Source organism: Frankia sp. CgKIO3, from assembly GCF_977946435.1.
This window is the reverse complement of record NZ_CDWTMO010000014.1, coordinates 19,359-44,690: the sequence shown is the minus strand read 5'-3', so window position 1 is coordinate 44,690 and position 25,332 is coordinate 19,359. Positions and strand designations below refer to the sequence as shown.

The window sequence follows — 25,332 nt, the reverse complement described above, 5'->3', positions numbered from 1 at the left end:
GAAACCCCAGCCCGCAGCATAAGAAACTCAGCGGAAATGGCATTGAGACCAGCCTGTCCGGTCTCACCACTTCAGAGTTCGATCATTATAGCGGTGTCGACGCAGCTCACAGCATATATTTTCTTGGTCGCGTGACGCCTCTGCCGTCATGGTCATGACGCATTGGACGGCTGCCACGAGGCGACTCTCATCGACCGGGTTCGCTCGCCTCCGCGAGAATCCTGGTGATCTCCTCGACAGAATCGCACGCCCCCGCCGCGACGCTGATCACCAGGTCGTAGGCGCCCTCGTTAGTCAGCGTCAGACGGCGGCCGTTAAGACCATAGAAGACGATGAGCGCGGCGAGAGCGAGGCGTTTGTTCCCGTCGACGAGCGCATGGTTACGGGCGAGAGAGTGCAGCAGCGCAGCGGCCTTGCCGTCGAGGGTGGGATACGCGTCGTGACCGAAGACGGTCGCCCGCGGTCGGGCCAGCGCGGATTCGAGCAGGCCATGATCTCGGACCTGGGGCTCGGCTCCGAGCGTCCGTTCGGCGACGTGAAGCAGTTCGGGCAGCGTCAGATAGATCATTCGCCGAGCCGGCGGAGCGCCTCGGCGTACCGCGGAAGCTCCTCGTCCAACACCCGGTCCAGCAGCTCCGCACGGCTGTGCGCCTCGATGTACTCCCGGATCGCCTGCCGGGCGACCTCCTGCATCGACCGCTGCTCCAGCTCGGAGCGGCGCCGCAACGCCTCCGTCTCGGCGTCCGTCAAGCGCAAGGTCATAGCCACGCCCGGAATGGTATCATCAGCGATACCGCTACCGTCGCAATCGTCAAGCGCCGTCCGACAGCCAGCAACATCACCCCCGCAGCAGGTACAGCAGCAGGTACAGACAGACGCGCGTCATGTAGTGTCACTGGTAGCCGGTCACCCGCCGTTCACGCAGTAGCATGGTGGGCGATACTGGGCGGTGTGACGAGCGACGGACAGACCGGGCCGGCAGCCGGCGGTGATGCGCCGCCCCGGCAGCCGTTCGCGCACCTGAGCGCCCCCAACGCGGACGTCTACCGGGAGATGCTGACGACGTTCGCGCGGGCGCGGGACCGGTTCATCGTCCACATGCGCCCCGAGGACGTGCTCGCGGACCTGGGGCGGCCGGGGCAGACCGAGTCGATCGTCGCCGCGCTGGACAAGCTCGTTGAGTGGGGCAACCTGCGGGCCGACCCGGACACTGGCCGGGTGACCACGGTGGCGGACTTCCACCGGGCGCGCTACCTGTACCAGCTGACCCCGGCCGGGCAGGCGGCCGAGGAGGCGATCGCCGTCTACGAGGTGGCGATCGGCCGCCGGGGCGCCCTGCAGTCGGTGGCGCTGGAGGACATCGCCGCCCAGCTGCGCGCCCTGGTGGAGATGACGGCCGGCGACGCCGCCGATCTCGACCCGGCGAAGGTACACCTGCTGCTGCTGGGGCTGGCGGAGCGGTTCACCGGACTGGCCGACAACGCTCAGGCGTTCATGACGTCCCTCCGCCGAGTGATCGACTTCTCGGACGGTGACGTGGACGCGTTCCTCGCCTACAAGCAACGGCTCATCGACTACATCAACCGGTTCATCGCCGAGCTGGCGAACCGGGGCGCGGAAATCGCCACCCTGCTGGGTCAGGTCGAGGGGGCCGGCGTCGAACGCCTGCTGCTGCTCGCGGCCCGTCGGGAGGCGACCGACGCCGTGCCCGACGTGCCCGAGATATCCGACTCCGAGGTATCCGGGGTATCCGACCCCAGACGGACCGGAGCCGGGCGAACCGACGCCGAGCGGATTCGGACCGCCTACGACGCCGCGGTCGCCGCGGCCCTGGACGGCTGGCGCAACCGCTGGCGCGGCCTGCACGACTGGTTCGTGTCGGCGGATCCACGCCGTCCCTCCCAGGCACGGTTGTTGCGGGGCGCGGCGATCACCGCGATCACCCAGCTCATCGACACCGTCGCCGCACTCAACGAGCGCCGTACCGGCCGTTCGGACCGGTCGGCGGACTTCCGCACGCTCGCCCGCTGGTTTGCCGAGGCCCCTGACGACGCGGCGGCCCACCGGCTGTGGCGGGCCGCCTTCGGCCTGGCCTCGGCCCGGCATCTCACCGTCAGCCAGGAGACCGTCGCCGCCTGGCAGGAGGACGAGCCGACACCGAACACGCCGTGGCAGGAGGCGCCGCCGATGCGGATCAGCCCGCAGCTGCGCCGGACCGGTTCCTACGAGCGGCGCGGAACGCCGAACCGGGTCACGGACCGCGCGCAGCAGCGGCGGCTGCTCGCCGAGCAGGCCGCGCGGGAGGCGGAGCAGGCCGCGTCCGCTCGGGCCCGGCTCGCCACCGACGGGCCGGTACTGCTGTCCCAGCTCGGCGTCCTGGACCGGCAGGCGTTCCGGCTGTTCCTCGGCCTGCTCGGGGACGCGCTCGCCGCCAGGCTGCCGGGCGATACCGAGGTGGAGACCACGTCCAGCGACGGCACGGTCCTGATCCGGCTCACCCTCGTCCTCGGCGGGGGGGGTGGCGCGGATCGAGACCGAGGATGGCGTCCTGGACGGCCCGGAACACACCGTCGAGATCGTCGACCTGGCCGGTGCGGCATCGCGTCCGGCGGCCTGGAACGGCCTGAATGGCCTGAATGGCCTGAACGAGAGGAATGACCGAAACCGGCAAAACGATCTGAATGGCCGGATGGACGCCCTCGATCCGGTCGTACTCGCCGGTGGGCCGGACCGGCTCGAGCTGCTGGAGACCGGACGGGTGTCCGGATGACGGCGGACTCGGTCGCCGAGGAGAACCGGGCCGCGCGGCGCAGGGCCTTGCGCGCGCTGCTGGCCGGGCCGCTACGCACCGCCGGCGCGGACGACGAGGTCCTGCGGCTGGTCCGCCGGCACGCCTCCGAGCTGCGCGAGTGGCTCGCCGCTGAAACCGGCTGGCGGCTGGTCGTCGACGCCGAGTCGGCGCGGCTGTTCAAGACGGCGGCGACCATCCAGGACGACACGCACCCGGCGCGGGAGGGGAAGGGTCGAGCGCCGTTCGGGCGGCGCCGCTACGTCCTGCTGTGCCTCGCGCTGTCGGTGCTGGAGGCGGCGGACACCCAGATCACCCTTGGCCGGTTGGCCGAAGGGGTGCTGGTCGCGGCGAGCGACCCGGAACTGGCCCGCACCGGGGTCACCTTCACCCTCAGCCGCCGGGACGAACGTTCCGACCTCGTGGCGGTGGTCCGGCTGCTGCTCGCGCTCGGCGTGCTGGATCGGGTCGCCGGCGAGGAGGACGCCTATCTGCGCGACAGCGGCGACGCGTTGTACGACGTACGCCGCAGGGTGCTCGCGTCGCTGCTGACCGGTACCCGCGGCCCGTCGACCATCGACGCCGACGACATCGGGGCGCGGCTCGCCGAGCTGACCCACGAGCCCGTCCCCGACACCGACGACCTGCGCAACCGGTCGCTTCGCCACCGGTTGACCCGCTGGCTGCTCGATGATCCCGTCGTCTATTACGACGAGCTCGCCGAGGACGAGCGCGCCTACCTGATCAGCCAGCGCCGGGCGATCACCAGACGGATCGAGGACGCCACCGGTCTGATCGCCGAGATGCGCGCGGAAGGGATCGCGATGGTCGACCCCGACGACGAGCTCACCGACGTACGGATGCCGGAACAGCGCACCGACGGCCACGTGACCCTGCTGGTCGCCGAGTATCTCGCCGCCCAGCCAGATTCCGCGGGGCCGGTGCCGGTCGGCCGGCTGCGTGGCTACGTTCGGAAGATGGCGGCCAAGCATTCCACCTACTGGCGGCGGGGCGTCACCGAACCGGGTGCCGACGCCGAGCTGCTCGCCATGGCGCTGGACAAGCTGCGCGCGCTGCGGCTGGTCACGGACGTGCCGGGCCAGGCCGGCGAACCACCGGCGGTGCTCGCCCGGCCCGCGATCACGCGCTACGCCGTCGAGGCGCCGACGATCCACGACAGCCGGGTGGGCGGCGCCGGTCCGGTCAGAAGCGGTCCGGTCAGAAGGAAGAAGACGAGCCGCCGATGAGCACCTCGCCCCGCGTGCCCGCGGCACCGACCCGCGCGTCCACGACACCGGCACCGGCACCGGCACCGGCCACGACACCGACACCGTCCCCGGCCTCGACCGCGATTCCCGTTCCGGCCCGAGAGGACCGCTGGCAGCCGCTGCGCGCCGGCCTCGTCGACCTCTTCTACTACGACGTGGAAGAGTTCCACTTCCACGACGGGCGGCTGCTGCTGCGCGGCAACAACGGTACCGGCAAGTCGAAGGTCCTCGCGCTGACGCTCCCGTTCCTGCTGGACGGCGAGCTGGCCGCGCACCGGGTCGAACCGGACGGTGACCGCAACAAGCGGATGGAATGGAACCTGCTGCTGGGCGGCCGGCACCCGCATCCCGAGCGGCTCGGCTACACCTGGCTGGAGTTCGGCCGGCTGGGCGGTGACGGCGTCCCCGAGTACCGTACGATCGGGGCCGGTCTGAAGGCGGTCAGCGGGCGCGGCATCGTCCGACACTGGTTCTTCGTGACCCGCCAGCGGATCGGTCCGCAGCTGTCCCTGGTCGGCCCGACCCGGGTGCCGCTGACCAGGGACAAACTGAAAGACGCCGTCGACGGCCACGGCGCGGTGTATGACACCGCGTCGGACTACCGCCGTGCCGTGGACGAAGCGCTGTTCGGTCTCGGCGGGCACCGGTACGAGGCCCTGGTCAACCTCCTGATCCAGCTACGCCAGCCGCAGCTGTCCAAGAAGCCCGACGAGAAGCTGCTCTCCCGGGCACTCACCGAGGCGTTGCCGCCGCTGGACCCCGCGCTCGTGGTCACCGTGGCCGAGGCGTTCCGGGGCCTGGACGAGGAACGGGAGACGCTGCGCGCCCTCGCCGAGGCGGAAACGGCGGCGCAGGCGTTCCTGACCCACTACCGCCGGTACGCCCGGGTGGCCGCGAAACGGTACGCCGCCCCGCCGCGACAGGCGCACAGCCGCTACGAGCAGCACGGGCGGGATCTCGCCGAGGCCGACGCCGCGCATCAGGCGGCGGTCGAGGCCCTGACGGCCGCGCAGCAGGCGCTCACCGAGGTGGAGGAGGCGAAGGCCACACTGACCGCCCGGCGAGACGCGCTGCGGGACAGCCCGGAGATGCGCGACGCGGCGGCGCGGCGGGGCGTCGAGGAGGATGCCGGGCGGCTCACCCGGTTCGCCGCCCAGCGGGACCGGGACAGCCGGGACGCGGCCGAGGCCGCCGGCGACCGGAAGCGCCGGCTCACGGGGGCGGAACGCACGGTCCAGGCCGACGCGGCGGGCTTCGACGCCGCGGTCCGGGCCGCCGGGCTGGCGGCCGAGGCCGCCCTGGTCACCGGCCGGCACGCCGCGGTGCTCACCGAGCTGGACGGCGGGGAACCGCCGTACCGCGACGCCCGGCGATCCGCCGAGGCCCTGGTCGGGCAGCAGGGCGCCGCCGTGAACCGCCTCGACGGGTTGCTGCGCGCGGCGGCCGACGCCGGCGTGGCGCTGCGCGCAGCCCGGGACGACCTGGACCGGATCACTGCCGAGCAGCAGGCCGCCGCCGAGCGGATCGCGGCGGCCGAGGACCTGACCGCCCAGCGCGGGGCGGGCCTCATCTCGGCCTGCACAGCCTACCTGGCCGGCTGCGCTTACCTGCGGCCGGCCGACCCGGACGCCGCGCTGGCGGCCCTGGCCGGCTGGGTGGACACGCTCGACGGGCCCAACCCGGTCACCACCGCGGTGGACGAGGCGGCGCGGCTGGCCACCGCCGGTCTCGGCCGCCGGCAGGCCGTCCTCGACGGCGAGCAGACGGCCGCCCGGCGGGAACTCGAACGGCTCGCCGAGGAGATCGAGCGGCTGGCGGCCGGTGGCCACGACTCGCCGCCGGCCCCGCACACCCGCGACGAGCACGGGCGGGACGGCCGGGACGGCGCCCCGCTGTGGAAGGTCGTCGACTTCGTCGACGGCGTGCCCGACGAGCACCGGGCCGGAATCGAGGCGGCGCTGGAGGCCGCCGGGATCCTCGACGCCTGGGTCGGCCCGGACGGGCGGCTGCACGACCCCGTCAGCGACGACGTTCTGGTCACGCCCGGGCGGCCGGCGCCGGGGGGTGGGCTGGCTGCGGTGCTCACGCCGGCGATCGACCGCGACGACGCGCGCGCGGGCCGGCTGAGCGACACCGCGGTCGCCGCCGTCCTCGCGACGATCGGCCTGCGCGGTGGGCCCGGCCCGGCCGGCGACTCCTTGGCCCACGGGCCGGCGGCCAGCGGGACCTGGGTCACCGTGGACGGCCGGTTCGGTAACGGGGTCCTGACCGGCGGGTGGCGCAAGGAAACCGCCGGCTACATCGGTGAGGGCGCCCGCGAGGCGGCCAGGCGGGCCCGGCTCGACCACCTGCGCGCCGAGGCGGCCCGGATCGAGCTACGGCTCGACGAACTGGCCGCGGCCGCCGCGGAGCTGGCCGGCCGGCAGCTCTCGCTGGCCGCCGAGCACGGGGCCCGGCCCTCCGACGGCGACCTGCGCGAGGCGCACGCGCAGCTGGCCACGGAGCACAAGGCCAAGCGGCGGATCGACGCCCAGCACCAGGAGGCGGCAGCTGTCGCGGCCCGCCGGCAGCAGGCCGCGGGTGAGGCACGGGCTGCGGCCGAGGAGTTCGCCGGCGACGTGCGCCTGCCCGCGGAGCCGGCCGCGCTGGCCGGCGTCCGGGACGCCCTGGGTGACTATCGGGCGGAGCTGGCCGCGCTGTGGCCGGCGGCGGAGTCGCTGGACCGGTCCCGCCGCGCGGCGACCGAGGCGGAACACGAACTCACCCTCGCGCTGGAACGCCAGGAACAGGCGGCCGAGGCGGTCGCCGAGGCGCAGACGCAGGCCGACGCGGCCGCCGAGCGTCACCGGGTCCTGGTCGAGACGGCCGGCGCCGCCGTCGACGAACTGTTCCGCAAACTGGCCGCCGTCGACACCGAACTCGACCGGTGCGGGCAGCGGGAGAAGCAGGCGCGGGCCGCCGAACGGGATGCGCTCGACGCCCGGGGCCAGGCTCACGGCCGGCGTGAGACGTTGCGGGAGGCGATCACCACCGCCGCGGCCGAACGCGAGGCGGCTGTCGCGAAGCTCCGGGCGTTCGCGGCCACCGGCCTGCTCGCGGTCGCCGTCCCGGGCCTGGAGATCCCGGACCCGGCTGCCGGCTGGGCGCCGTACCCTGCGATCACGCTCGCCCGGGCGGTCAACGCCGCCCTCGACGACGTCGACGACACCGACCGCCGGTGGGAGCTGGCGCAGCAGCGGGTGTCGGCCGAGCACAAGGTTCTCACCGACGCGCTGTCCCGGCACGGCCACTCGGTCGGGATGATCGTCTCCGACGGCGTGATCGTGGTCGACGTCCTGTTCCAGGGCCGCAAGCAGGACATCCCGGCCCTGGTCGCCGCGCTGGAGGCGGAGACCGGACAGCGGGCGATGCTGCTGTCCGCGAAGGAACGCGAGATCCTGGAGAACCACCTCGTGAACGAGGTGGCCGGCGCCCTGCAGGAACTGATCAGCGACGCCGAGAGCCAGGTCCGCCGGATCAACACGGACCTCGCGCAACGGCCCACGTCGACCGGCATGCGGCTGCGGTTGCAGTGGCGGGTCGCCCGCAGCGCCCCCGAGGGGCTCAGCGCGGTGCGCGACCGGCTGCTGCGGCAGACGGCCGACGCCTGGAGCCCCGCCGAGCGGACCGCCGTCGGCGCGTTCCTCCAGGAGCAGATCAACCGGGAGCACAGCGCGGACACCACCGGCGGATGGGCCGAGCAGTTGACCCGTGCCCTGGACTACCGCGGCTGGCACGAGTTCGCTGTGCAGCGATTCCAGGACGGTCAGTGGCGGCCGGCGAACGGTCCGGCATCCGGTGGTGAGCGGGTGCTCGCGGCGTCGGTGCCGCTGTTCGCAGCCGCCTCGTCGTTCTACGACTCCTCCGGCAACCGGCATGCACCCCGCCTGGTCGCCCTGGACGAGGCGTTCGCCGGGGTGGACGACGACTCGCGGGCCAAGTGCCTGGGCCTGCTCGCCGCGTTCGACCTCGATGTGGTGATGACCAGCGAGCGCGAGTGGGGCTGCTACCCGCAGGTCCCCGGCCTGGCGATCGCGCAGCTGTCCCGCCGGGACGGCATCGACGCCGTGCTCGTCACGCCGTGGCGGTGGGACGGGCACGAGCGCACCCGCGTCGACCGGCCGGTGCCCTACCAGCCCGAGCGGCCCGACCAGCCCCAGCCGCTCCATCCGGCGCAGGGCGGCGACACCGAGCCCCTGCCGTTCGAGTGAGCGCGTCGTCGACCGGAGCCGCCCGCGATACGGGAGCCGCCCGCGATGTGGAACGGCTGCGCCGTCTGCTGGGCGGTGAGCACACGGCGTGGTTGCTCGACCGGGTGCGGCGCAGGATCGAGCTGGGCCGGCCGCTCACCGGGACAGTCACCCTCGGCCGGGCCAGCGCGGACCAGCGGCGGGGGGTCGAGCGGCTGCTGGGCCGCCGGGCCGGCGCCGGCGCCTCGCTGTCCGTGTCGTTGGACGAGGTCGACGCGGTGCTGCGGTCCAGCGGCGCCGCGCCGGGCGGACTCGCCGCCGCCGTCCGCCAGCTCACCGGGGATGTCACGGAGCGGGCGGAGCTGGCTGCGGCGCAGTCACGGGCCTGGGCGCAGGCGCACCAGCCCCTGGACGACCTCCTCGCCCGGCGCCCCGAACTCACCCCCTGGCGGTCCTGGCTGGACAGCACCGGCCTGCTGCGCCGGCTGGCTGGCACCCCGGACGCGGCGGTGCCGCTGGTCGCCGACCTGGTCCGGGTGCTCGACGCGTTGCCCTCACCCGGCGTGGCGCTGGGCCGGCTGGCCGCCACCAGCACCGGCGACGCGCACGCGCTCGACGACGGCCGGCCGCTGGCGACGCTGGCCTTGGCGGCGGCCCGGGTACTGGGCGGATCCCACCCGGCGGGTGACGGCTCGGCCGCGGGCCGCCGCGCCGCGTGGGCCGCTGCCGGGGTGCACCGTGACGAACTGTCGTCCACGGTGCTCTGCCTGGGCCTGCCGGGCGGGGCGGACAGCCCGGCCGGCCGGCTCCTGGCCATCTGTCGTGAGGCGGGGGAGCCCTGCGTGCTCACTCTGCGCCAGGTCGGCCCGGGCCAGGACTGCGGCGACCTCGGGGTGGGCCTCGCAGTGGTGTACCTGTGTGAGAATCCGATCGTGCTGGCCAGCGCCGCCGACGAGCTGGCGGGCCGCACCCCGCCGCTGGTGTGCGTGAACGGCCAGCCGTCGGCCGCCGTCATCGGCCTGCTCTCGGCGCTCGCCGGCCAGGGCGCGCGGTTCGCCTACCACGGCGACTTCGACTGGGGCGGCCTCCGCATCGCCAACGGGCTGCGGGAACGGATCGGCTGGCGGCCATGGCGTTTCGACGCCCGGTCCTATCAGGCGGCGCTGGCCACGGTGACCGGCGGCGAGCTGGCCGGCCGGCCGGTCGACGCGGCCTGGGACCCCGACCTGCGCCCCGCGCTGGAGCACCATGCGATCAGAGTGGACGAGGAACTCGTCCTCGCCGAGCTGATCGACGACCTCAGCGCCCCACACGACTGATAGCTTTTGGTAACATTCGGTAGCACTCGGTAGATGAAGGCCAGGCGCTCAAGGGTGCGGCCGGTAGAGTCCCGGCGACACGCGCGGGCAGCAGGTCGGCAACCTCGCTCGTCCGGGCGCCCTGGCCGGCGAGAGCAGCGATGATCGTCTGGTCTTCGTCGACGACGAGCAGCGGCGCCCGGTGCGGCAGGCGCATACTGGAGGCGATGACCAAGTCAGCGGTACCCAGGCCCCGTCTGTCCACCAGCCCCTTCAAGGCCCCGGTCACCCCGCCGTGCAAGCGGTTCGCCGTAGGAGACCGGGTCACCCACGACAGGTACGGCCTCGGCCAGGTGACCGGGGTCGAAGAAGAAATCGCCGTCCTCGTCGATTTCGGTTCCCAGCAGGAACGCATTCTGAGCCCGTTCAGCAAGATGTCCCGTCTCTGACGCCGTGAGGCTTCGATTCGCGGAACCCGAAGACGCCACGTAGGCGGCGGAAGGTCCCGCGGGCAAGCCTGTCACCGCCCTGACGTCCTACCCCTCGTTCCACTCCGGCAGCCCACCCCGAAAGCGAGACATCTCATCGCCACCACCTCGATCCCCCTCTTCTCCGCGTCGGAGCCGCCGCGGTCTCTGCCGCGGCAGGAGCCCCCGCCTCTGACGATCCGCCTCTTCCAGGCACCCGACTTCGGGCCGTCTGATGTCGAGATCATCGATTTCGCGGTCACGGACGTCGAGACCGTCGCCTTCCAGGCGCCCGTCGTCGAGCGCCCGCCCGCACTGGATCCCCGTCGTCATCGAGCACGGCCCCGCCGATCGTAGGCTCCGGGCGCTGTCCGGGTAGGGCGCGCAGCCACGCGCACCAGGCGTCGACCCCCTGGCCGGTACGGGCGCTGACCTCCAGCACGGCCACGCCCGGGTTGACGTCGGCGAGGTTCTTCCGGAACGCCTCGAGGTCGAAGTCGAGGTGGGGAAGCAGATCCGTCTTGTTGACGAGCACCAGGTCGGCCGAGCGGAACATGACCGGGTACTTGAGGGGCTTCTCCTCGCCCTCGGTGACGGCGAACACCATCGCGCGCAGGTCCTCCCCGACCTCGAACTCGGCGGGGCACACCAGGTTGCCGACGTTCTCGATAACGACGAGATCGAGGTCGCGCAGGGGCAGCCGGCCCAGCGCCGAGGCGACCATGGGCGCGTCCAGGTGGCACTCCCCGCCGAACCCGTTACCGGTGTTGATCAGGGCGATCGCCGCGCCGAGCCCGTCGAGGCGGTCGGCGTCGATGCTGGTCTCGATGTCGCCCTCGATGATCCCGACCCGCAGATGCGGGCCGAGACGGCGCAGCGTCTCGACCAGCAGGGTGGTCTTACCGGCGCCGGGAGCGGACATCAGGTTCACCACCGTGACGCCGGCGGCGTCGAAGGCGGCCCGGTTCGCCAGCGCGACCCGCTCGTTCTCCCCGAGGATCCGCTCGAGGACCTCGACCCGTTCGGGCCCGGTGCCATAGCCGGAATGGTCCCCGACGGACACCCCGGCCGGTGAGTGCGGACCCGAGTGCTCGTGCGGCGCCCCTTCCGGGTGGGGATGGAAGCGACCCACCGCGCGTCACGCCTCCACGGTGCCGGGAACTACCGGGTCGGGAGCCGCCGGGTCGGAAGCCACCTCGAACGAGGTGACGAGGAACTCCTCGCCGGTGACGATGGTGACGCCGGCCGCGCCGCAGGTGCCGCAGCGCAGCACCCGGTCCGCCAGCTCGCCACGGGTCCCGCACACCCGACAGCACACACTGACCGGCACGCTCTCGACCTCCAGCACAGACCCGGCCAGCACCTGCCCGCCGGGGGGATCGGCGCCGTTCCCCGGCGGCCCAGCGCTCTCCGGGGGCCCAGCGTTCATCAGCTTCCAGCAGTAGGCGAGGGTTTCCGGCACGATCTGGCGCAGCTGGCCCACCCGGACGTGCACCCGGGTGACCGGCCGACCGGCCGCGTGCCGGGTGACGACGTCCGCGATCGATCGGCAGACGGACAGCTCGTGCATCGCCCGGTCCTCCCCCGGCACCCTCCGGCGACCCGCCTGATCCGGTGACCCGCCCGAGCCGGCATCGCACCGGCTCACCACTTCGCCGGGCCGCGCCTCGGCGCTCGCCCCACGGGCGTCGATGAGGGCAGGCTGGGATGGCCGGTGCATACCCCACTCTCACCCGGTCGTGTGCGCTTCACCAAACCGCACTGCGCGTTGGTGACTGCGCGTTGGTGGCAGCCTCCGCGCACTGTCGATAGGCGTCCGGCGTTGGGGGACATAGTGTCTGCTCTGCCGGACGTCTCCGTGAGGCGACGGGCCACCCGACGATCACCCGGCCCAGCGGCTTCTGATCACCTCGCCGGAGGGCTCGGTCCGCTCGTGGAGGTGGGCGGTGCGGCGGACCGCGGTGCCGACCACCGCCCGTCCGACGAAGGGAGTGCTGATGTCATCCGTGCTGTGGTTCCAAGGCGGGGCGTGCAGCGGCAACACGATGTCCTTCCTGAACGCCGACGAGCCCAACGTCGTCGACCTGATCACCGACTTCGGGCTGGAACTTCTCTGGCACCCATCGTTGGGGCTGGAGAACGGCGCCCAGGCCCGGGAGCTGTTCACCGACTGCGCGCGGGGTGAGCGGCCGGTCGACATCTTCGTCTTCGAGGGTTCGGTGATCCGCGGCCCGGACGGAAGCGGCGGCTTCGACGTCTTCGCCGAGCGGCCCATGCAGGACTGGGTGCGCGAGCTGGCCGCCCAGGCTCAGGTGGTGGTGGCGATCGGGGACTGCGCCTGCTGGGGCGGGATCCCCGCGACGGCGCCGAACCCGACGGACTCCACCGGGCTGCAGTTCCACAAGCGTGAACGCGGCGGTTTCCTCGGCCCGGGCTTCCGGTCGCGCTCCGGGCTGCCCGTCGTCAACATTCCGGGCTGCCCGGCCCACCCGGACTGGATCACGCAGATCATCGTGGCGCTGGCCACTGGCCGGGCCGCCGACATCGCGCTCGACGAGCTGCACCGGCCACGGACGTTCTTCACGACATTCACCCAGACCGGCTGCACCAGGGCAGAGTACTTCGAATACAAGCAGTCGACCCTGGCTTTCGGGGACGGGACCCGCAAGGGCTGCCTGTTCTATGAGTTCGGCTGCCGCGGCCCGATGACCCACTCCCCGTGCAACCGGATCCTGTGGAACCGCCAGTCGTCGAAGACCCGCGCCGGCATGCCGTGCATCGGGTGCACGGAGCCGGAGTTCCCATTCTTCGACCTCGCTCCCGGCACGGTCTTCAGGACCCGGAAGGTCGGCGGGCTCATTCCACGGGAGGTGCCGGCGGGCAGTGGCCACCTCGGCTACCTGGCACACGCGGCAGCCGCCCGGATAGTCGCCCCGCAGTGGTCGAAGGAGGACATGTTCGTCGTCTAGCCGCCCGGCAGCCGATGACCGATGACCGCGCGTGCTCCGACCGGAGACCGCGAGGAACGGACGGGGAGGAGAGAGGATTCCAATGGCCACCGTCGATCTCAACGTCAGCCCGTTGGGGCGCGTCGAGGGCGACCTCGACGTCCGGGTCACGATCGACGACGGGGTGGTCACCTCGGCGTGGACCGAGGCGGCGATGTTCCGGGGCTTTGAGATCATCCTGCGCGGCAAGGACCCGCAGGCGGGCCTGATCGTGACCCCGCGGATCTGCGGGATCTGCGGGGGCAGCCACCTGTACAAGTCGGCGTACGCGCTGGACGTCGCGTGGCGCACCGAGATGCCGCCCAACGCGACGCTGGTCCGCAACATCGCGCAGGCGTGCGAGACGTTGCAGAGCATCCCGCGCTGCTTCTACGCGCTGTTCGCCATCGACCTCACAAACCGGAAATACGCCTCCTCGCCGCTGTATGAGGAGGCGGTGCGGCGGTTCGCGCCCTACACCGGCAGCAGCTACGGCCCGGCGGTGGTGCTGTCGGCCAAGCCGGTGGAGGTCTACTCCATCTTCGGCGGGCAGTGGCCGCACTCCAGCTTCATGGTGCCCGGCGGGGTGATGTGCGCGCCGACGCTGCCGGACCTGACCCGCTCCATCGCCATCTTGGAACACTGGAAGGTCAACTGGCTGGAGAAGCAGTGGCTCGGCTGCTCGGTGGAGCGATGGCTGGCCAACCGTACCTGGCAGGACGTGCTCGCCTGGGTGGACGAGAACCCCGCCCAGCGCGACAGCGACTGCGGCTTCTTCCTCCGGTACTGCCTCGGCATCGGCCTGGACCGCTATGGCCAGGGAGTCGGCAACTACCTGGCGACCGGGACATACTTCGCCCCCGACCTCTATACCCGGCCGACCATCTCCGGCCGCAACGCGGCACTCATCGGCCGGTCCGGGGTGTACGCGGGCGGCGAGTACTCCGAGTTCGACCAGGCCCGGGTGCGGGAGGACGTCACCCACTCGTTCTACGAGGAGACCGAGGCGCGCCACCCGTTCGACGGCGAGACCCGGCCCATCGATCCGGCGCGCGGCCGGGAGCAGGGCAAGTACAGCTGGGCGAAGTCACCCCGGTACGAGGTGCCGAACCACGGGTACCTGCCGTTGGAGGCCGGGCCGCTCGCCCGCCGCGTCGCCGCCGCGGCTCCCGGCGCGGGTGCCCACCAGGACGACGACCCGTTGTTCGGGGACATCCTGGCGGCCATCGGCCCGTCGGTGATGGTCCGCCTGCTGGCCCGGATGCACGAGGCCGCCAGGTACTACCAGTGGACGCGGGCCTGGCTCGACCAGCTGGACCTGCACGAGCCGTTCCACCTCAAGCCGGTGGAGTACGCCGAAGGGCGCGGCTTCGGTTCCACGGAGGCGGCCCGCGGCTCGCTCTCGGACTGGATCGTCATCGAGGACGGCAAGATCGCGAACTACCAGGTGGTCACCCCGACCGCCTGGAACATCGGCCCCCGCGACGGCTCCGAGGCGCCCGGTCCCATCGAGCAGGCCCTCGTCGGCACGCCCATCGTGGATCCGGAGAACCCGATCGAGCTCGGCCACGTGGCCCGCAGCTTCGACTCATGCCTGGTCTGCACGGTCCACGCCTACGACGGCAGGACCGGCCGGGAGCTCAGCAGGTTCGTCATCAACGACAACCTATGACCGGGAGTGACCTATGACCGGGGACCGGGAGGCGGGTGCCGCCTCGCGACCCCCGCCCGGGCCGCGGGTGCAGGTCGATCCGCCCGGTTTCGAACCACCAGGGTGCGAGGTGGCCGTGATCGGCTGCGGCAACCTGCTGCGCGGTGACGACGGGGTCGGGCCGATCCTGGTCCGCCGGCTCGCTGAGACGGGCGTCCCGGCCGGGGTGCGCCTGGTCGACGGGGGGACCGCCGGGATGGACACGGCGTTCGCGATGCGCGGCGCGCGCCGGGTCGTGGTCGTCGACGCCAGCCGCACCGGGGCCAAGCCCGGGACCGTGTTCGAGGTCCCGGGCGCACAACTGGAAAACCTGCCCCTGGACGCGCTGCACCCGCACGCCTTCCGCTGGGACCAGGCGCTGGCGTTCGGGCGCTGGCTGCTCGGCGACGGCTATCCGGGCGACGTCGTCGTCTACCTCATCGAGGCGGGCGGCGTGGAGCCCGGCGCCGATCTCAGTCCCGCGGTGCGCCGGGCGATGGAACAGGTCCGGGAGCTGATCATCGCCGGTCTCACCCCCGGGACCGGCGGAACGGACGGATGACCAGACGCATGGATGACCAGACGCATGGGTGAGGACGCGCATGGGTGAGGACGACGTCATCGGCACGGGTGTGACCTGCGCGCGCCCGCAGCCCGTCGGGGTCTTCCCGCTGCCGGCCGGTTTCCTGCTCGTGCCGGGCGGCGAGGCCACGGCCGACCTGCGCCGGACGCTGGCGGCCGGGAAGGTGCCGGCGGCCTGGCCGGCGGAGCTGGCCGCGCTGGGGATTCTGGTGGACGTGGTCCGGTTCGCCCTGGGCGAGCTGGACGAACCTCCGCCGCCCGGCGGGAAGACCGGCGAGATCGCGGCAATGGTGTGGTCCGCACACGCCGCCCAGGCCATGGCCGCCGGCCGGCCGGGCGAGGCTGCGGGGCTGCTGGAGCGGGCCATCGCCGCAGCGCGGGAGCCCTCCCCCGGTCTCGCCGCCCAGCTCAGGTCCACCGCGGCGGACCTGCGTCGCGGAGTCGAGGGGCCGAGCCCGGCCGTCATCGCAGAGCTGACGGCGGCGCTCGCCGCGCTGGCCGCCACCGACCTCACGGTCGGCCGGGCCGAGCTGCACCTGAGCCTCGGTTCGGCCTACCAGGAGCTGGCCGGGGACGATCCGGCGAGCCTGAAGGCCGCGGTGGAGCACTACCTCTCGGCGCTGCGCCTGGTCCGCATCGATACCGCCCCGGAGCTGTTCGCGGCGGCACAGGTCAACCTCGCCACGGCATATCTGGCCATGCCGATGGCGCAGGCGTCCGACCAACTGCGGGTCGGCGTGGCTGTGCAGGGCCTGCGGACCGCCCTGTCCGTCTACACCCGCGAGACCCATCCCGAGCGGTGGGCCAGCACCCAGCTCAACATGGCCAACGCCTTGGTCTACGCGCCGTCCGCGCATCGGGAGGACAACCTGCGGGAGGCGGTCGCGCGCTACCAGGAGGTCATCGCCGCCCGCGACCGCGACGCCGACCCCCTCGGCTACGCCCGGGCTCGGGCGAACCAGGGCAACGCCCTGGCCCACCTCGGTCTCTTCGACCCGGCGCAGGCGGTGCTGCACGAGGCGCAGGCGATCTTCAAGGAGTTCGGGGACTCCGACGCCGTCCTGGCCGTGCGTGGGGTACTCGACGAGATCGCCCGCCGGCTCACCGCGAAGTCGACGTGACGCCCGGCAGCGGAACACTCGGTGACGCCACTCCGACCGGATGGGCTGGGCAGGCCGGCCGGGCAGGGCGGGCCGGCCAGGCGGGGGGCTGGGAACCGGCGGTGTGGATCGGCGCCCCGGCGCCCGGCGGGCTGGCTCTGCCGTCGGCTCTGCCGTCGGCGTCCCGGCTGTACGCGCCGCGCGGGGTGTGGCTCGGCGACGACCTGCTCGTGGTGGCGGACTCGGGCAACCACCGGGTGCTGATCTGGCATGGTCTGCCGGCCGTCGACGGCACCCCCGCCGACGTCGTGCTCGGCCAGGCCGACGCGACGAGCGAAGGACCGGCGGCCGCGGGGCGCGGACCCGAACGCGGCCTGCACCTGCCGACCGGCGTGCTCGTCACGGACGGCAGGCTCGTGGTCGCCGATGCCTGGCACCACCGGGTGCTGGTCTGGGACGAGGTCCCGACGGTCACCGACACTGCCCCCGACCTCGTGCTCGGGCAGCCGGACGCCGGCGCCGTCCGCGAGAACCGGGGCGGCCCGTGCGGACCAGACACCTTCTACTGGCCCTTCGGGGTGGCCGTGGCGGGTGGGCGCTTCTACGTCGTTGACACCGGTAACCGGCGGATCCTGGGCTGGTCGGATGGCCTGCCGTCCTCACCCGGCCGGCTACCCGACCTGGTGCTGGGGCAGCCCGATCCCACCCGCCGGGACGAGAACCGTGGCGGCGCGGCCGGGCCGGCCAGCTTCCGGTGGCCGCACGACCTCGCCGGCACCGCCGATCGGCTGCTGGTCGCGGACGCCGGCAACCACCGACTGCTCGGCTGGGCCTCCCATCCCGACGCCGACAGCGACGCAGATCTGGTGCTCGGCCAGCCCGATCTCGCCTGCTCCGGGGAGTTCCCCTACGCGCCTGGCCGGGCCGACGTCCTGCGCTTCCCTTACGCCGTCGACAGCGACGGACACCTGCTGGCCGTCGCGGACACCGCCAACAACCGCGTCCTGCTGTGGGACGAACTGCCGCGGCGCAGTTCCATGCCTGCGACCGGTGTGCTCGGCCAGCCGTCGTTCGCCGAGACCGGGGAGAACCGGTGGACCCGCGTCGAAGCCGACACCTTCTGCTGGCCGTACGGCCTCTCGGTGCGCGGCGACCGGCTCGCGGTGGCGGACTCGGGCAACAACCGGGTCATGATCTGGCGGTGGGTGTGACCGGAGAGCAGAACAGGCGGGCCGGGCGGGCCGAGCGGGCCGAGCGCCGGGTCCGGCGCCGGGTCGTGGTGGAGGGCGTCGTCCAGGGCGTCGGTTTCCGGCCCTACGTCCACCGGCTCGCGGGCACCCTCGGGCTCGCGGGATTCGTCGGCAACGACTCGACCTCGGTGTTCGCCGAGGTCGAAGGCGACGAGGTGGCGGTGGCCGAGTTCCTGCGCCGGCTCGAACCGCAGGCGCCACCGCTCGCGCACATCGAGCGCGTCACGGTGACGAGCGTGACCCGGTTGACCGCCGGCGACGCCGGGTTCCGGATCGTGGCCGGCGCGACCGTTCCCGGCGACCGCACCCTGGTGCCCGCGGACACCGCGGTGTGCGCCGACTGCCTGCGCGAGATGTTCGACCCGACCGACCGGCGCCACCGCCACCCGTTCATCACCTGCACCAACTGCGGCCCGCGGTACACGATCATCAGCGCGCTGCCGTACGACCGCGCGGCCACGACGATGGCCCGTTTCCCGATGTGCGCGCGGTGCGCGGCGGAGTATGCCGACCCGGCGGACCGCCGTTTCCACGCCGAACCCGTCGCCTGCCCGTCCTGCGGACCGAAGCTGTGGTTCAGCCCCGCGGACGGCACCGGACCAGAGGTGCACGGCACGGACGCCGCGCTGGCGGCGGCCCAGCGGGCGTTGGCGGCCGGCGCGGTGGTCGCGGTCAAGGGCGTCGGCGGCTACCACCTGGCCTGCTCGGCCGAGAACGACCTGGGCGACACGGCCCTGGCGCGCCTGCGCGCCCGCAAGGGCCGGCCCGACAAGCCGTTCGCGGTGATGGTGCGCGACCTGGCGACGGCCGCCCTGGTGGCCGACCTGTCGTCGGCGGAGGCGGCGCTGCTGGCGTCGCCAGCCGCTCCGATCGTGCTCGTCCGCCGCTCGCCCGCGGCGGGGATATCGGGGATATCGCGGCTGGTCGCCCCCGGCACCCCGCTGGTGGGGCTGCTGCTGCCGTACACGCCCGTGCACCACTTGCTGTTCGCGCCGGTCCCGGGCAGCGGCCCGCCACCGCCGCGGATGCTGGTGATGACCAGTGGCAACCGTTCGGGCGAGCCCATCTGCTTCGCCGACGACGACGCGCGGGACCGGCTCGCCGGCCTCGCCGACGCGTTCCTCCGGCACGACCGACCGATCCTCCTGCCGTGTGACGACTCGGTGGTGCGCTGCGGCTACGGGGACGACGGAGACGACGGGCAGGTGCTGCCGGTGCGGCGCTCCCGCGGATACGTTCCGCTGCCGGTGGACCTCGGCCGCCCTGTCCGGTCGGTGCTCGCCGTGGGCGGCGAGGGCAAGAGCACGTTCTGCCTCACCACGGACCGTCGCGCGTTCGTGTCCCAGCATCTGGGTGACATGGGCAGCCTGGCGGCGCTCGGGGCCTTCGAGCGGTCCGCCGCGCACCTGACCGACCTGTACGGCGTCGCGCCGGAGACGCTCGCCGCCGACCTCCATCCGGGATACGTCACCCGGGCCTGGGCCGAACGCGCGGCGGCCACGGGGGCCGAAGACGCGGCCGCCGGGAACCCGGCTGCGGGGGCGAACCAGGCCTCCACCTACGGGTCACGGTCCGCCTGCCGGTCGCCGCACCTGGTCCAGCACCACCACGCCCATGTGGCCGCCCTGCTCGCCGAGCACGGCAGGCTCGGCGACACCATCCTCGGGGTCGCGTTCGACGGCACCGGCTACGGGCTCGACGGCACGATCTGGGGCGGCGAGGTGCTGCTGGTAGGCCCGGACGTCGCCCGCGCCAAGCGGGTCGCGCACCTGCGTCCGATCGGCCTGCCCGGGGGCGACACCGCCGTCCGCAATCCGTACCGGGTCGCGCTCGCCCATCTGGCCGCCGCCGGCCTGGACTGGACCGCGGACCTGGCGCCGGTGCGGGCCTGCTCCGTGGCGGAGTTGCGCACCCTGCGCACCGCGCTGGACCGGGGCGTGGCCTGCGTGCCCTGCACGAGCATAGGCCGCCTGTTCGACGCGGTGGCGTCGCTGCTCGGGGTGCGCCACCGGATCACCTACGAGGCGCAGGCCGCCGTCGAGCTGGAGGCGCTCGCCGCGGACGGGCTCACCGCGGCGGAGCTCGGCGGCGCCGGACTCGGCGGCGCCGGTGCCTGCCGGCTCGCCTTCGGCCTGGCGGACGGCGTCCTCGACCCAGCGAGGGTGCTCGCGGGGATCGTCGCCGGTCTGCGGGCGGGGGTGGCGGTGCCGGTGCTGGCCGGCGCGTTCCATCTGGCGGTCGCGGACGCGGTGGCCGAGGTCGCGGGGGTCGCGCGGCGGCGGTACGGAGTCCGCCTGCTCGGTCTGACCGGCGGTGTGTTCGCCAACGTGGTGCTGACGCGGGCCTGCCGCGCCCGGCTCGCCACCGCCGGGTTCAACGTACTCGTCCATCGGGTGGTGCCGCCGGGCGACGGTGGGCTGGCGCTGGGCCAGGCTGCGGTCGCGGCGCTGGGCCGCCCGACGGAGCCGACCTTCGGCGGGAAGGAAGCCTGACGGCATGTGTCTGGGGATACCGGGCCGGATCATCGAGATCTGGGACGACCGCGGTACGCGGATGGCGATCGTCGACTTCGGCGGCGTCACCAAGACGGTGTGCCTCGCCTACCTGCCCGACGCGACCGTCGGGGAGTACACGATCATCCATGCCGGCTTCGGGCTGATCAGGGTGGACGAGGCCGCGGCGCGGGAGACCCTCGCGATGTTCCGGGACCTGGGGCTGCTCGAGGAGGAGCTGGGATCGCGCGCGGCGGGACCGGGCATGACCGGGCCGAGCCGGTGAGGTACCTGACGGAGTTCCGCGACCCGGCGTTGGCCCGCCGGCTGCTGGATGCGATCATTGCCACCGCGACCCGACGCTGGACGATCATGGAGGTCTGCGGCGGCCAGACCCACTCGATCATCCGTAACGGGATCGACCAGCTCCTCGCGGACCAGGTCGAGTTCATCCACGGCCCCGGCTGCCCGGTGTGCGTCACGCCGCTGGAGACGATCGACCGGGCGCTGGCGATCGCCGCCCACCCCAAGGTGATCTTCTGTTCGTTCGGGGACATGCTGCGGGTCCCCGGCAGCGGCACGGACCTGTTCATGGTCCGGGCGCGCGGCGGGGACGTCCGGGTGGTCTACTCGCCGCTCGACACGGTCCGCCTCGCCGAGGAGAACCCGGACCGCCAGGTCGTGTTCTTCGGGGTGGGCTTCGAGACCACCGCCCCGGCCAACGCGATGGCCGTGGTGGCGGCCCGGCGCCGTGAGCTCGGCAACTTCTCCGTACTTGTCAGCCACGTGCTGGTGCCGCCGGCGATGACCGCGGTCCTCGCCTCGCCGGCGAACCGGGTGGCGGCGTTCCTGGCGGCCGGCCACGTGTGCACGGTGATGGGCACCTCCCAGTACGAGCCGTTGGTGGCGACCTACCGGGTACCGATCGTCGTCACCGGTTTCGAGCCGCTCGACCTGCTCGACGGGGTGCGCCACGCTGTCAAGCAGCTCGAGGCGGGGCGGGCAGAACTCGCGAACGCCTACCCGCGGGCGGTGCGGCCGGCGGGCAACCCGGCGGCCCGTGAAATCCTCGCCGAGGTTTTCACGGTGTGTGACCGGTCCTGGCGGGGAATCGGGACAATCCCGGACTCGGGTTGGCGGCTGTCCGCGGCGTACCGGGACTTCGACGCCGAGGTCCGCTTCGACGTCGAGGGCCTCACAGTGGCCGAGCCGGCCGAGTGCCGCAGCGGCGAGGTGTTGCAGGGCCTGGTCAAACCGCCACAGTGCCCGGCGTTCGGAACCTCCTGCACGCCACGCACCCCGCTCGGCGCGACGATGGTCTCGGCGGAGGGGGCGTGCGCCGCCTACTTCCAGTTCCGGCGGCTGACCCCGGCGGTCGGCCGTGGCTGACCCCGTCGACCCGACCGGTTGGACCTGCCCACTTCCGCTGCGTGACCATCACCAGGTGGTGCTGGGGCACGGCGGCGGCGGCGTGCTGTCGAGCGAGCTGATCGAGCATCTGTTCCTGCCCGCGTTCGGGACCACCGACGTGGCGCGGGCACCGGCGGACTCGGCGGTCCTGGATGTCGCGGGCGCCCGGCTCGCGTTCTCCACCGACTCGTACGTGGTGCGCCCGCTGTTCTTCCCCGGTGGCTCCATCGGCGAACTCGCGGTCCACGGCACCATCAACGATCTGGCCTGTGCCGGCGCGATGCCGGTGGCGCTCTCGGCCGGGTTCATCCTCGAGGAGGGCCTGGAGCTCGCAGTCCTGGGCCGGGTGGCGCAGGCGATGGGCCGGGCCGCGGCCGCGGCGGGGGTGCGGCTGGCGACCGGGGACACCAAGGTCGTCGAGCGCGGGCTGGCCGACGGTCTTTACGTGAACACCAGCGGCATCGGGCTCGTCCCGGCCGAGGTGGACATCCGCCCCGAACGGGCGAGGCCCGGCGACCGGGTCATCGTCTCCGGCCCCGTCGGCGAGCACGGTGTCGCCGTGCTGAGCGTGCGCGACGGGCTGGAGTTCGGCGGCGAGGTCCGCTCCGACACGACGGCGCTGCACGGGCTGGTCGCGGCGGTGCTGGCGGCCGCGCCGGGGGTCCACGCGCTGCGCGACCCGACCCGGGGTGGCCTCGCGACCGCGCTATGCGAGATCGCCGCCGCGTCCGGGACGGGCATCGAGTTCGCCGAGCGCGCCGTGCCGGTGCCGCCCGCGGTCGAGGCGGCCTGCGGGTTCCTCGGCCTCGACCCGCTGCACGTGGCGAACGAGGGCAAGCTGGTCACGTTCGTCGCCGATGCCGACGCCGACGCGGTGCTCGCGGCGATGCGGGCGCATCCGGCGGGGCGTGACGCGGCCGCCATCGGCACGGTCACCACGGAGCATCCGGGCGTGGTCGTCGGGCGCACCGCGTTCGGGGGAACCCGCATCGTCGACCGGCCGCTCGGCGAGCAACTCCCCCGCATCTGCTGAGTTCGGCGGCGTGGCCGCGCCCACCTTTCCAACGATCGGCTCCAACGATCGGCGGGTCAGGGCGCGTGATGCGCCGGATCCATCCGGAGGACCCGGAACCGACCTCCAATGATCTTGCCGTACATCTCGGCGGACATGGGCCCGGGGAACGTCGCGACAACCGATGCGGGCGAGCCGGCGTCATCGATGAACACGACCGCGTACGCGCCGGCACCTGGCTGCGCGGTACGGAGGGCGGCCTCGGCGCGTTGCCAACCGCCCTTGCGCCAGTTGTCCCTGGCCGGCCGGTCGCAAGGCTGCGGCGCCGTCACGCCGGCCCCGGCCCGAACAGCACGCCGGGCCGGAGCCACCGGTCGCCGGGCGGGCTACACCAGTCGCCGGGACGCACACGACACGCAGGACGCCCGGGACACACAGTGGCGTCGGTGAGCCGGTGAATCCTCGCCATGTCCCACCCCGGTCCAAGTCGTGCGGTCCAGTTCTCGGCCGTGCGGTGCAGTTCTCGGTCGACATGCTCCGTGGCATCAGCTTCAAGACTTACGCACGACAGGCGGCTTGGGAAGGGTGTGAGAGTCGTCAGACGACCGACGGGGCGGGGGGCACAGCGCGGGTTCCCCGCCCAGCACACCGCCGTCAGGACCGCGGTCTCCACGTGCGACGATCCGACGGAGATCCCGGTAAGCCTGGCGCCAGGCGCAGGCTCGCGGGGTGTGACAACAGTCAGACCAGATGAGAACGGCCGGCCGATGAACCATTGCCCTGGACCCGGGTAGACGATAAATGGACATGCAACCCTGCCTCACCGACCTCCTGAACGCACTTGTGCAGTTACGGAAAGCGGCTGGACTGAGCCAGGCCCAGCTCGCCAATCGGGTCCGCTACCAGCCGAGCTACCTGTCGAAGGCTGAACGCGGACTGCTCGGGGTGCCGTCGCAGTCGCTCGTGACCGCGATCGACATAGAGCTGAACGCCGGTGGCTCCCTGATCGAACTGCGTCGTCACGCGTGGCTGGAGGACAAGGGGAGTCAGGCGGGCATCCCGTGGCGACGAGCTCTGGAGGAGGTGGACACCACAGATCATCGACAGCTCACCGTCGGGGAGAGCGCGGCCGCCGTCGGTCCCGTCACGAGATCCGATGCACCAGCCATCCCCGTCCCCGGGCGCACGTCCACGTCCACGTCCGAGGGAGCCGACCGCCGGACAAGGAACACCGTCGGCCTGTCCGGGCACTGGTGGACGGCCTGGCAGACGTTCCGGGACGGCGAGGAGATCCGCACCTCGCAGGAGGCGAACCTGAACCAGGTCGGCGACGTCATCCAGATGGAGGCGATCTCCCGCGGCCTGTCGGTGGACGAGGGCGGGTACCTCTGGTGGGGCGAACTGCGGGTCTAGGACAACGAGATAATCATGGGTTGGTACGTCGCGTCCGACGGATCGGTCCGGTCCAAGGGGACGCTGTTCCTCTCCCTGCATCCCCACGGCGACCGGTTGACCGGCCGCTGGGTCGGATTGAGCTATGACGGCCTGTTCATCGAGGGTTGGGGCGCGATGGCCCGCTCGGAGAACACCGCGCTCGCGCTCATCGACCGGCTCAAGAAGCAGTACCCCAGAGTCCCATGACGCGTCCGTACGTGCCTCGGCCGGCTTCCCGAAACGGCATCTGGAGGAAACGAGGCGGGGGAACGAGGCAAAACGCGGCAATCGGTCCACGTAACTACGGTCGGACGGTGTCACCTCGCCATAGTCGTCTTTCCGTCCTACCGGGTGTCCGCCCGGGCGACCAGCCGGTGAGGAGCAGCGGCTCATAGAGTGACCAGAATGACCTTCCCCCTGGTCGATCCGTGCCCCCTGGTCGATCCGTGAGCGACGTCGCGCAGGTGCTGCGCCGCGTCTTCGGCTACGAGTCGTTCCGGGACGGCCAGCAGGAGATCATCAAGCATGTCGTCGACGGCGGCGACGCGCTCGTCCTGATGCCGACCGGCGGCGGCAAGTCGCTCTGTTACCAGATCCCCGCCCTGGTGCGGGGCGGCACCGGCGTCGTGGTGTCACCGCTCATCGCGCTGATGCAGAACCAGGTCGACGCGTTGCGGGCGCTCGGCGTCCGCGCGGGGTTCCTCAACTCCGCGCAGGAGTTCGACGAGCGTCGCGACGTGGAGTCCGCCTTCCTCGCCGGTAACCTCGACCTGCTCTACCTGGCGCCGGAGCGGCTGCGCGCCGACGCGACGGTCAAGCTGCTCGACCGGGGCGAGATCGCGCTGTTCGCCATCGACGAGGCACACTGCGTCTCGCAGTGGGGACACGACTTCCGGCCCGACTACCGCGAGCTGTCGGCACTGCGCGAGCACTGGCCGAACGTACCGAGAATCGCGCTGACCGCCACCGCGACCCCGCGGACGCACGACGACATCGCCACCGAGCTCGGCCTGGAGAACGCCCGCCACTTCGTAGCCGACTTCGACCGTCCGAACATCCAGTACCGCATCGTGCCGAAGAAGGAGCCGAAGGCGCAGCTGTTGGAGCTGCTACACACCGAGCACGCCGCGGATGCGGGAATCGTCTACTGCCTGTCCCGGTCCTCCACCGAGAAGATCGCCGACTTCCTGGTGGCGAACGGGATCACGGCGCTGCCCTACCACGCCGGGCTCGACGCGCGCGCCAGAGCCGAGCACCAGGCACGCTTCCTGCGCGAGGACGGCATCATCATGGTCGCGACCATCGCCTTCGGCATGGGCATCGAC

General features: G+C 72.7%; 22 protein-coding genes. 17 read left to right on the top strand and 5 right to left on the bottom strand.

Annotation, left to right across the window (positions count from 1 at the left end):
* Positions 1-187: 187 nt before the first annotated feature.
* Both AC08OJ_RS03390 and AC08OJ_RS03385 read right to left on the bottom strand, forming a co-directional pair.
* Positions 188-568 (bottom strand): type II toxin-antitoxin system death-on-curing family toxin, encoded by a 381-nt coding sequence (locus tag AC08OJ_RS03390; protein WP_462185803.1) that lies wholly within the window; start codon positions 566-568, stop codon positions 188-190.
* A complete protein-coding gene (locus AC08OJ_RS03385; RefSeq protein WP_476592036.1) occupies positions 565-762 on the bottom strand; it encodes a ribbon-helix-helix protein, CopG family in 198 nt (65 codons plus the stop codon). The genes AC08OJ_RS03390 and AC08OJ_RS03385 overlap by 4 nt, the downstream gene beginning before the upstream one ends.
* Positions 763-951: 189 nt before the next feature.
* Between AC08OJ_RS03385 and AC08OJ_RS03380 the strand changes: the two genes are divergently transcribed.
* The 5 genes from AC08OJ_RS03380 (at position 952) to AC08OJ_RS03360 (ending at position 10,032) form a co-directional block, all read left to right on the top strand.
* A complete protein-coding gene (locus AC08OJ_RS03380) occupies positions 952-2,658 on the top strand; it encodes a TIGR02677 family protein (RefSeq protein ID WP_476595044.1) in 1,707 nt (568 codons plus the stop codon).
* A 108-nt stretch (positions 2,659-2,766) separates the two neighbouring features.
* On the top strand, positions 2,767-4,035 hold the full coding sequence (locus AC08OJ_RS03375; protein WP_476592034.1) for a TIGR02678 family protein: 1,269 nt from the start codon (positions 2,767-2,769) through the stop codon (positions 4,033-4,035).
* Positions 4,032-8,306, top strand: coding sequence for a TIGR02680 family protein (locus AC08OJ_RS03370; protein WP_476595043.1), 4,275 nt, complete (start codon positions 4,032-4,034; stop codon positions 8,304-8,306). Before AC08OJ_RS03375 ends, AC08OJ_RS03370 begins: the two co-directional genes overlap by 4 nt.
* Positions 8,303-9,604: a TIGR02679 family protein gene (locus AC08OJ_RS03365; RefSeq protein ID WP_476595042.1), complete on the top strand. Its 1,302-nt coding sequence runs from the start codon at positions 8,303-8,305 to the stop codon at positions 9,602-9,604. Before AC08OJ_RS03370 ends, AC08OJ_RS03365 begins: the two co-directional genes overlap by 4 nt.
* Before the next feature lie 206 nt (positions 9,605-9,810).
* Positions 9,811-10,032 (top strand): hypothetical protein, encoded by a 222-nt coding sequence (locus AC08OJ_RS03360; protein WP_462185804.1) that lies wholly within the window; start codon positions 9,811-9,813, stop codon positions 10,030-10,032.
* A 277-nt stretch (positions 10,033-10,309) separates the two neighbouring features.
* Here AC08OJ_RS03360 and hypB read toward each other — a convergent pair whose 3' ends face one another.
* Together hypB and AC08OJ_RS03350 are read right to left on the bottom strand one after the other, a co-directional pair.
* Complete coding sequence (hypB, locus tag AC08OJ_RS03355; protein WP_476595041.1) at positions 10,310-11,113, bottom strand: hydrogenase nickel incorporation protein HypB; 804 nt, start codon at positions 11,111-11,113, stop codon at positions 10,310-10,312.
* A 75-nt stretch (positions 11,114-11,188) separates the two neighbouring features.
* A complete protein-coding gene (locus AC08OJ_RS03350; RefSeq protein WP_476592029.1) occupies positions 11,189-11,620 on the bottom strand; it encodes a hydrogenase maturation nickel metallochaperone HypA in 432 nt (143 codons plus the stop codon).
* A 376-nt stretch (positions 11,621-11,996) separates the two neighbouring features.
* On the opposite strand from AC08OJ_RS03350, the gene AC08OJ_RS03345 reads away from it, so the two are divergent.
* The 9 genes from AC08OJ_RS03345 (at position 11,997) to hypE (ending at position 22,594) form a co-directional block, all read left to right on the top strand.
* Complete coding sequence (locus tag AC08OJ_RS03345; RefSeq protein ID WP_476595040.1) at positions 11,997-13,019, top strand: NADH-quinone oxidoreductase subunit B family protein; 1,023 nt, start codon at positions 11,997-11,999, stop codon at positions 13,017-13,019.
* 82 nt (positions 13,020-13,101) lie between these two features.
* Complete coding sequence (locus AC08OJ_RS03340; protein WP_476592027.1) at positions 13,102-14,709, top strand: nickel-dependent hydrogenase large subunit; 1,608 nt, start codon at positions 13,102-13,104, stop codon at positions 14,707-14,709.
* Positions 14,710-14,722: 13 nt separating this feature from the next.
* Positions 14,723-15,289 (top strand): hydrogenase maturation protease, encoded by a 567-nt coding sequence (locus tag AC08OJ_RS03335; protein ID WP_476592026.1) that lies wholly within the window; start codon positions 14,723-14,725, stop codon positions 15,287-15,289.
* 40 nt (positions 15,290-15,329) lie between these two features.
* Complete coding sequence (locus tag AC08OJ_RS03330; protein WP_476595039.1) at positions 15,330-16,430, top strand: hypothetical protein; 1,101 nt, start codon at positions 15,330-15,332, stop codon at positions 16,428-16,430.
* The gene (locus tag AC08OJ_RS03325) at positions 16,427-17,620 is read left to right on the top strand and encodes an NHL repeat-containing protein (protein WP_476592024.1); all 1,194 of its coding nucleotides are present in this window, start codon (positions 16,427-16,429) and stop codon (positions 17,618-17,620) included. The genes AC08OJ_RS03330 and AC08OJ_RS03325 overlap by 4 nt, the downstream gene beginning before the upstream one ends.
* Entirely contained in the window at positions 17,611-20,151 is a 2,541-nt protein-coding gene (gene hypF, locus AC08OJ_RS03320) for a carbamoyltransferase HypF (protein WP_476595038.1), read from the top strand. Before AC08OJ_RS03325 ends, hypF begins: the two co-directional genes overlap by 10 nt.
* Before the next feature lie 4 nt (positions 20,152-20,155).
* Positions 20,156-20,437, top strand: a complete 282-nt coding sequence (locus tag AC08OJ_RS03315) for a HypC/HybG/HupF family hydrogenase formation chaperone (RefSeq protein WP_476592022.1) — start codon at positions 20,156-20,158, stop codon at positions 20,435-20,437.
* On the top strand, positions 20,434-21,540 hold the full coding sequence (gene hypD / locus AC08OJ_RS03310; RefSeq protein ID WP_476592021.1) for a hydrogenase formation protein HypD: 1,107 nt from the start codon (positions 20,434-20,436) through the stop codon (positions 21,538-21,540). The genes AC08OJ_RS03315 and hypD overlap by 4 nt, the downstream gene beginning before the upstream one ends.
* Positions 21,533-22,594: a hydrogenase expression/formation protein HypE gene (gene hypE / locus AC08OJ_RS03305; protein ID WP_476592020.1), complete on the top strand. Its 1,062-nt coding sequence runs from the start codon at positions 21,533-21,535 to the stop codon at positions 22,592-22,594. Before hypD ends, hypE begins: the two co-directional genes overlap by 8 nt.
* A 56-nt stretch (positions 22,595-22,650) precedes the next feature.
* On the opposite strand, the gene AC08OJ_RS03300 is transcribed toward hypE, so the two are convergent.
* On the bottom strand, positions 22,651-22,905 hold the full coding sequence (locus tag AC08OJ_RS03300) for a hypothetical protein (RefSeq protein WP_476595037.1): 255 nt from the start codon (positions 22,903-22,905) through the stop codon (positions 22,651-22,653).
* 475 nt (positions 22,906-23,380) lie between these two features.
* On the opposite strand from AC08OJ_RS03300, the gene AC08OJ_RS03295 reads away from it, so the two are divergent.
* From AC08OJ_RS03295 to AC08OJ_RS03285, 3 genes are all read left to right on the top strand, one after another.
* Positions 23,381-23,986 (top strand): helix-turn-helix domain-containing protein, encoded by a 606-nt coding sequence (locus tag AC08OJ_RS03295; RefSeq protein WP_476595036.1) that lies wholly within the window; start codon positions 23,381-23,383, stop codon positions 23,984-23,986.
* Between the two features lie 15 nt (positions 23,987-24,001).
* Positions 24,002-24,214: a hypothetical protein gene (locus AC08OJ_RS03290; RefSeq protein WP_476595035.1), complete on the top strand. Its 213-nt coding sequence runs from the start codon at positions 24,002-24,004 to the stop codon at positions 24,212-24,214.
* A gap of 239 nt (positions 24,215-24,453) precedes the next feature.
* The coding region (locus AC08OJ_RS03285) for a RecQ family ATP-dependent DNA helicase (protein WP_476595034.1) at positions 24,454-25,332 on the top strand (879 nt) is incomplete at its 3' end.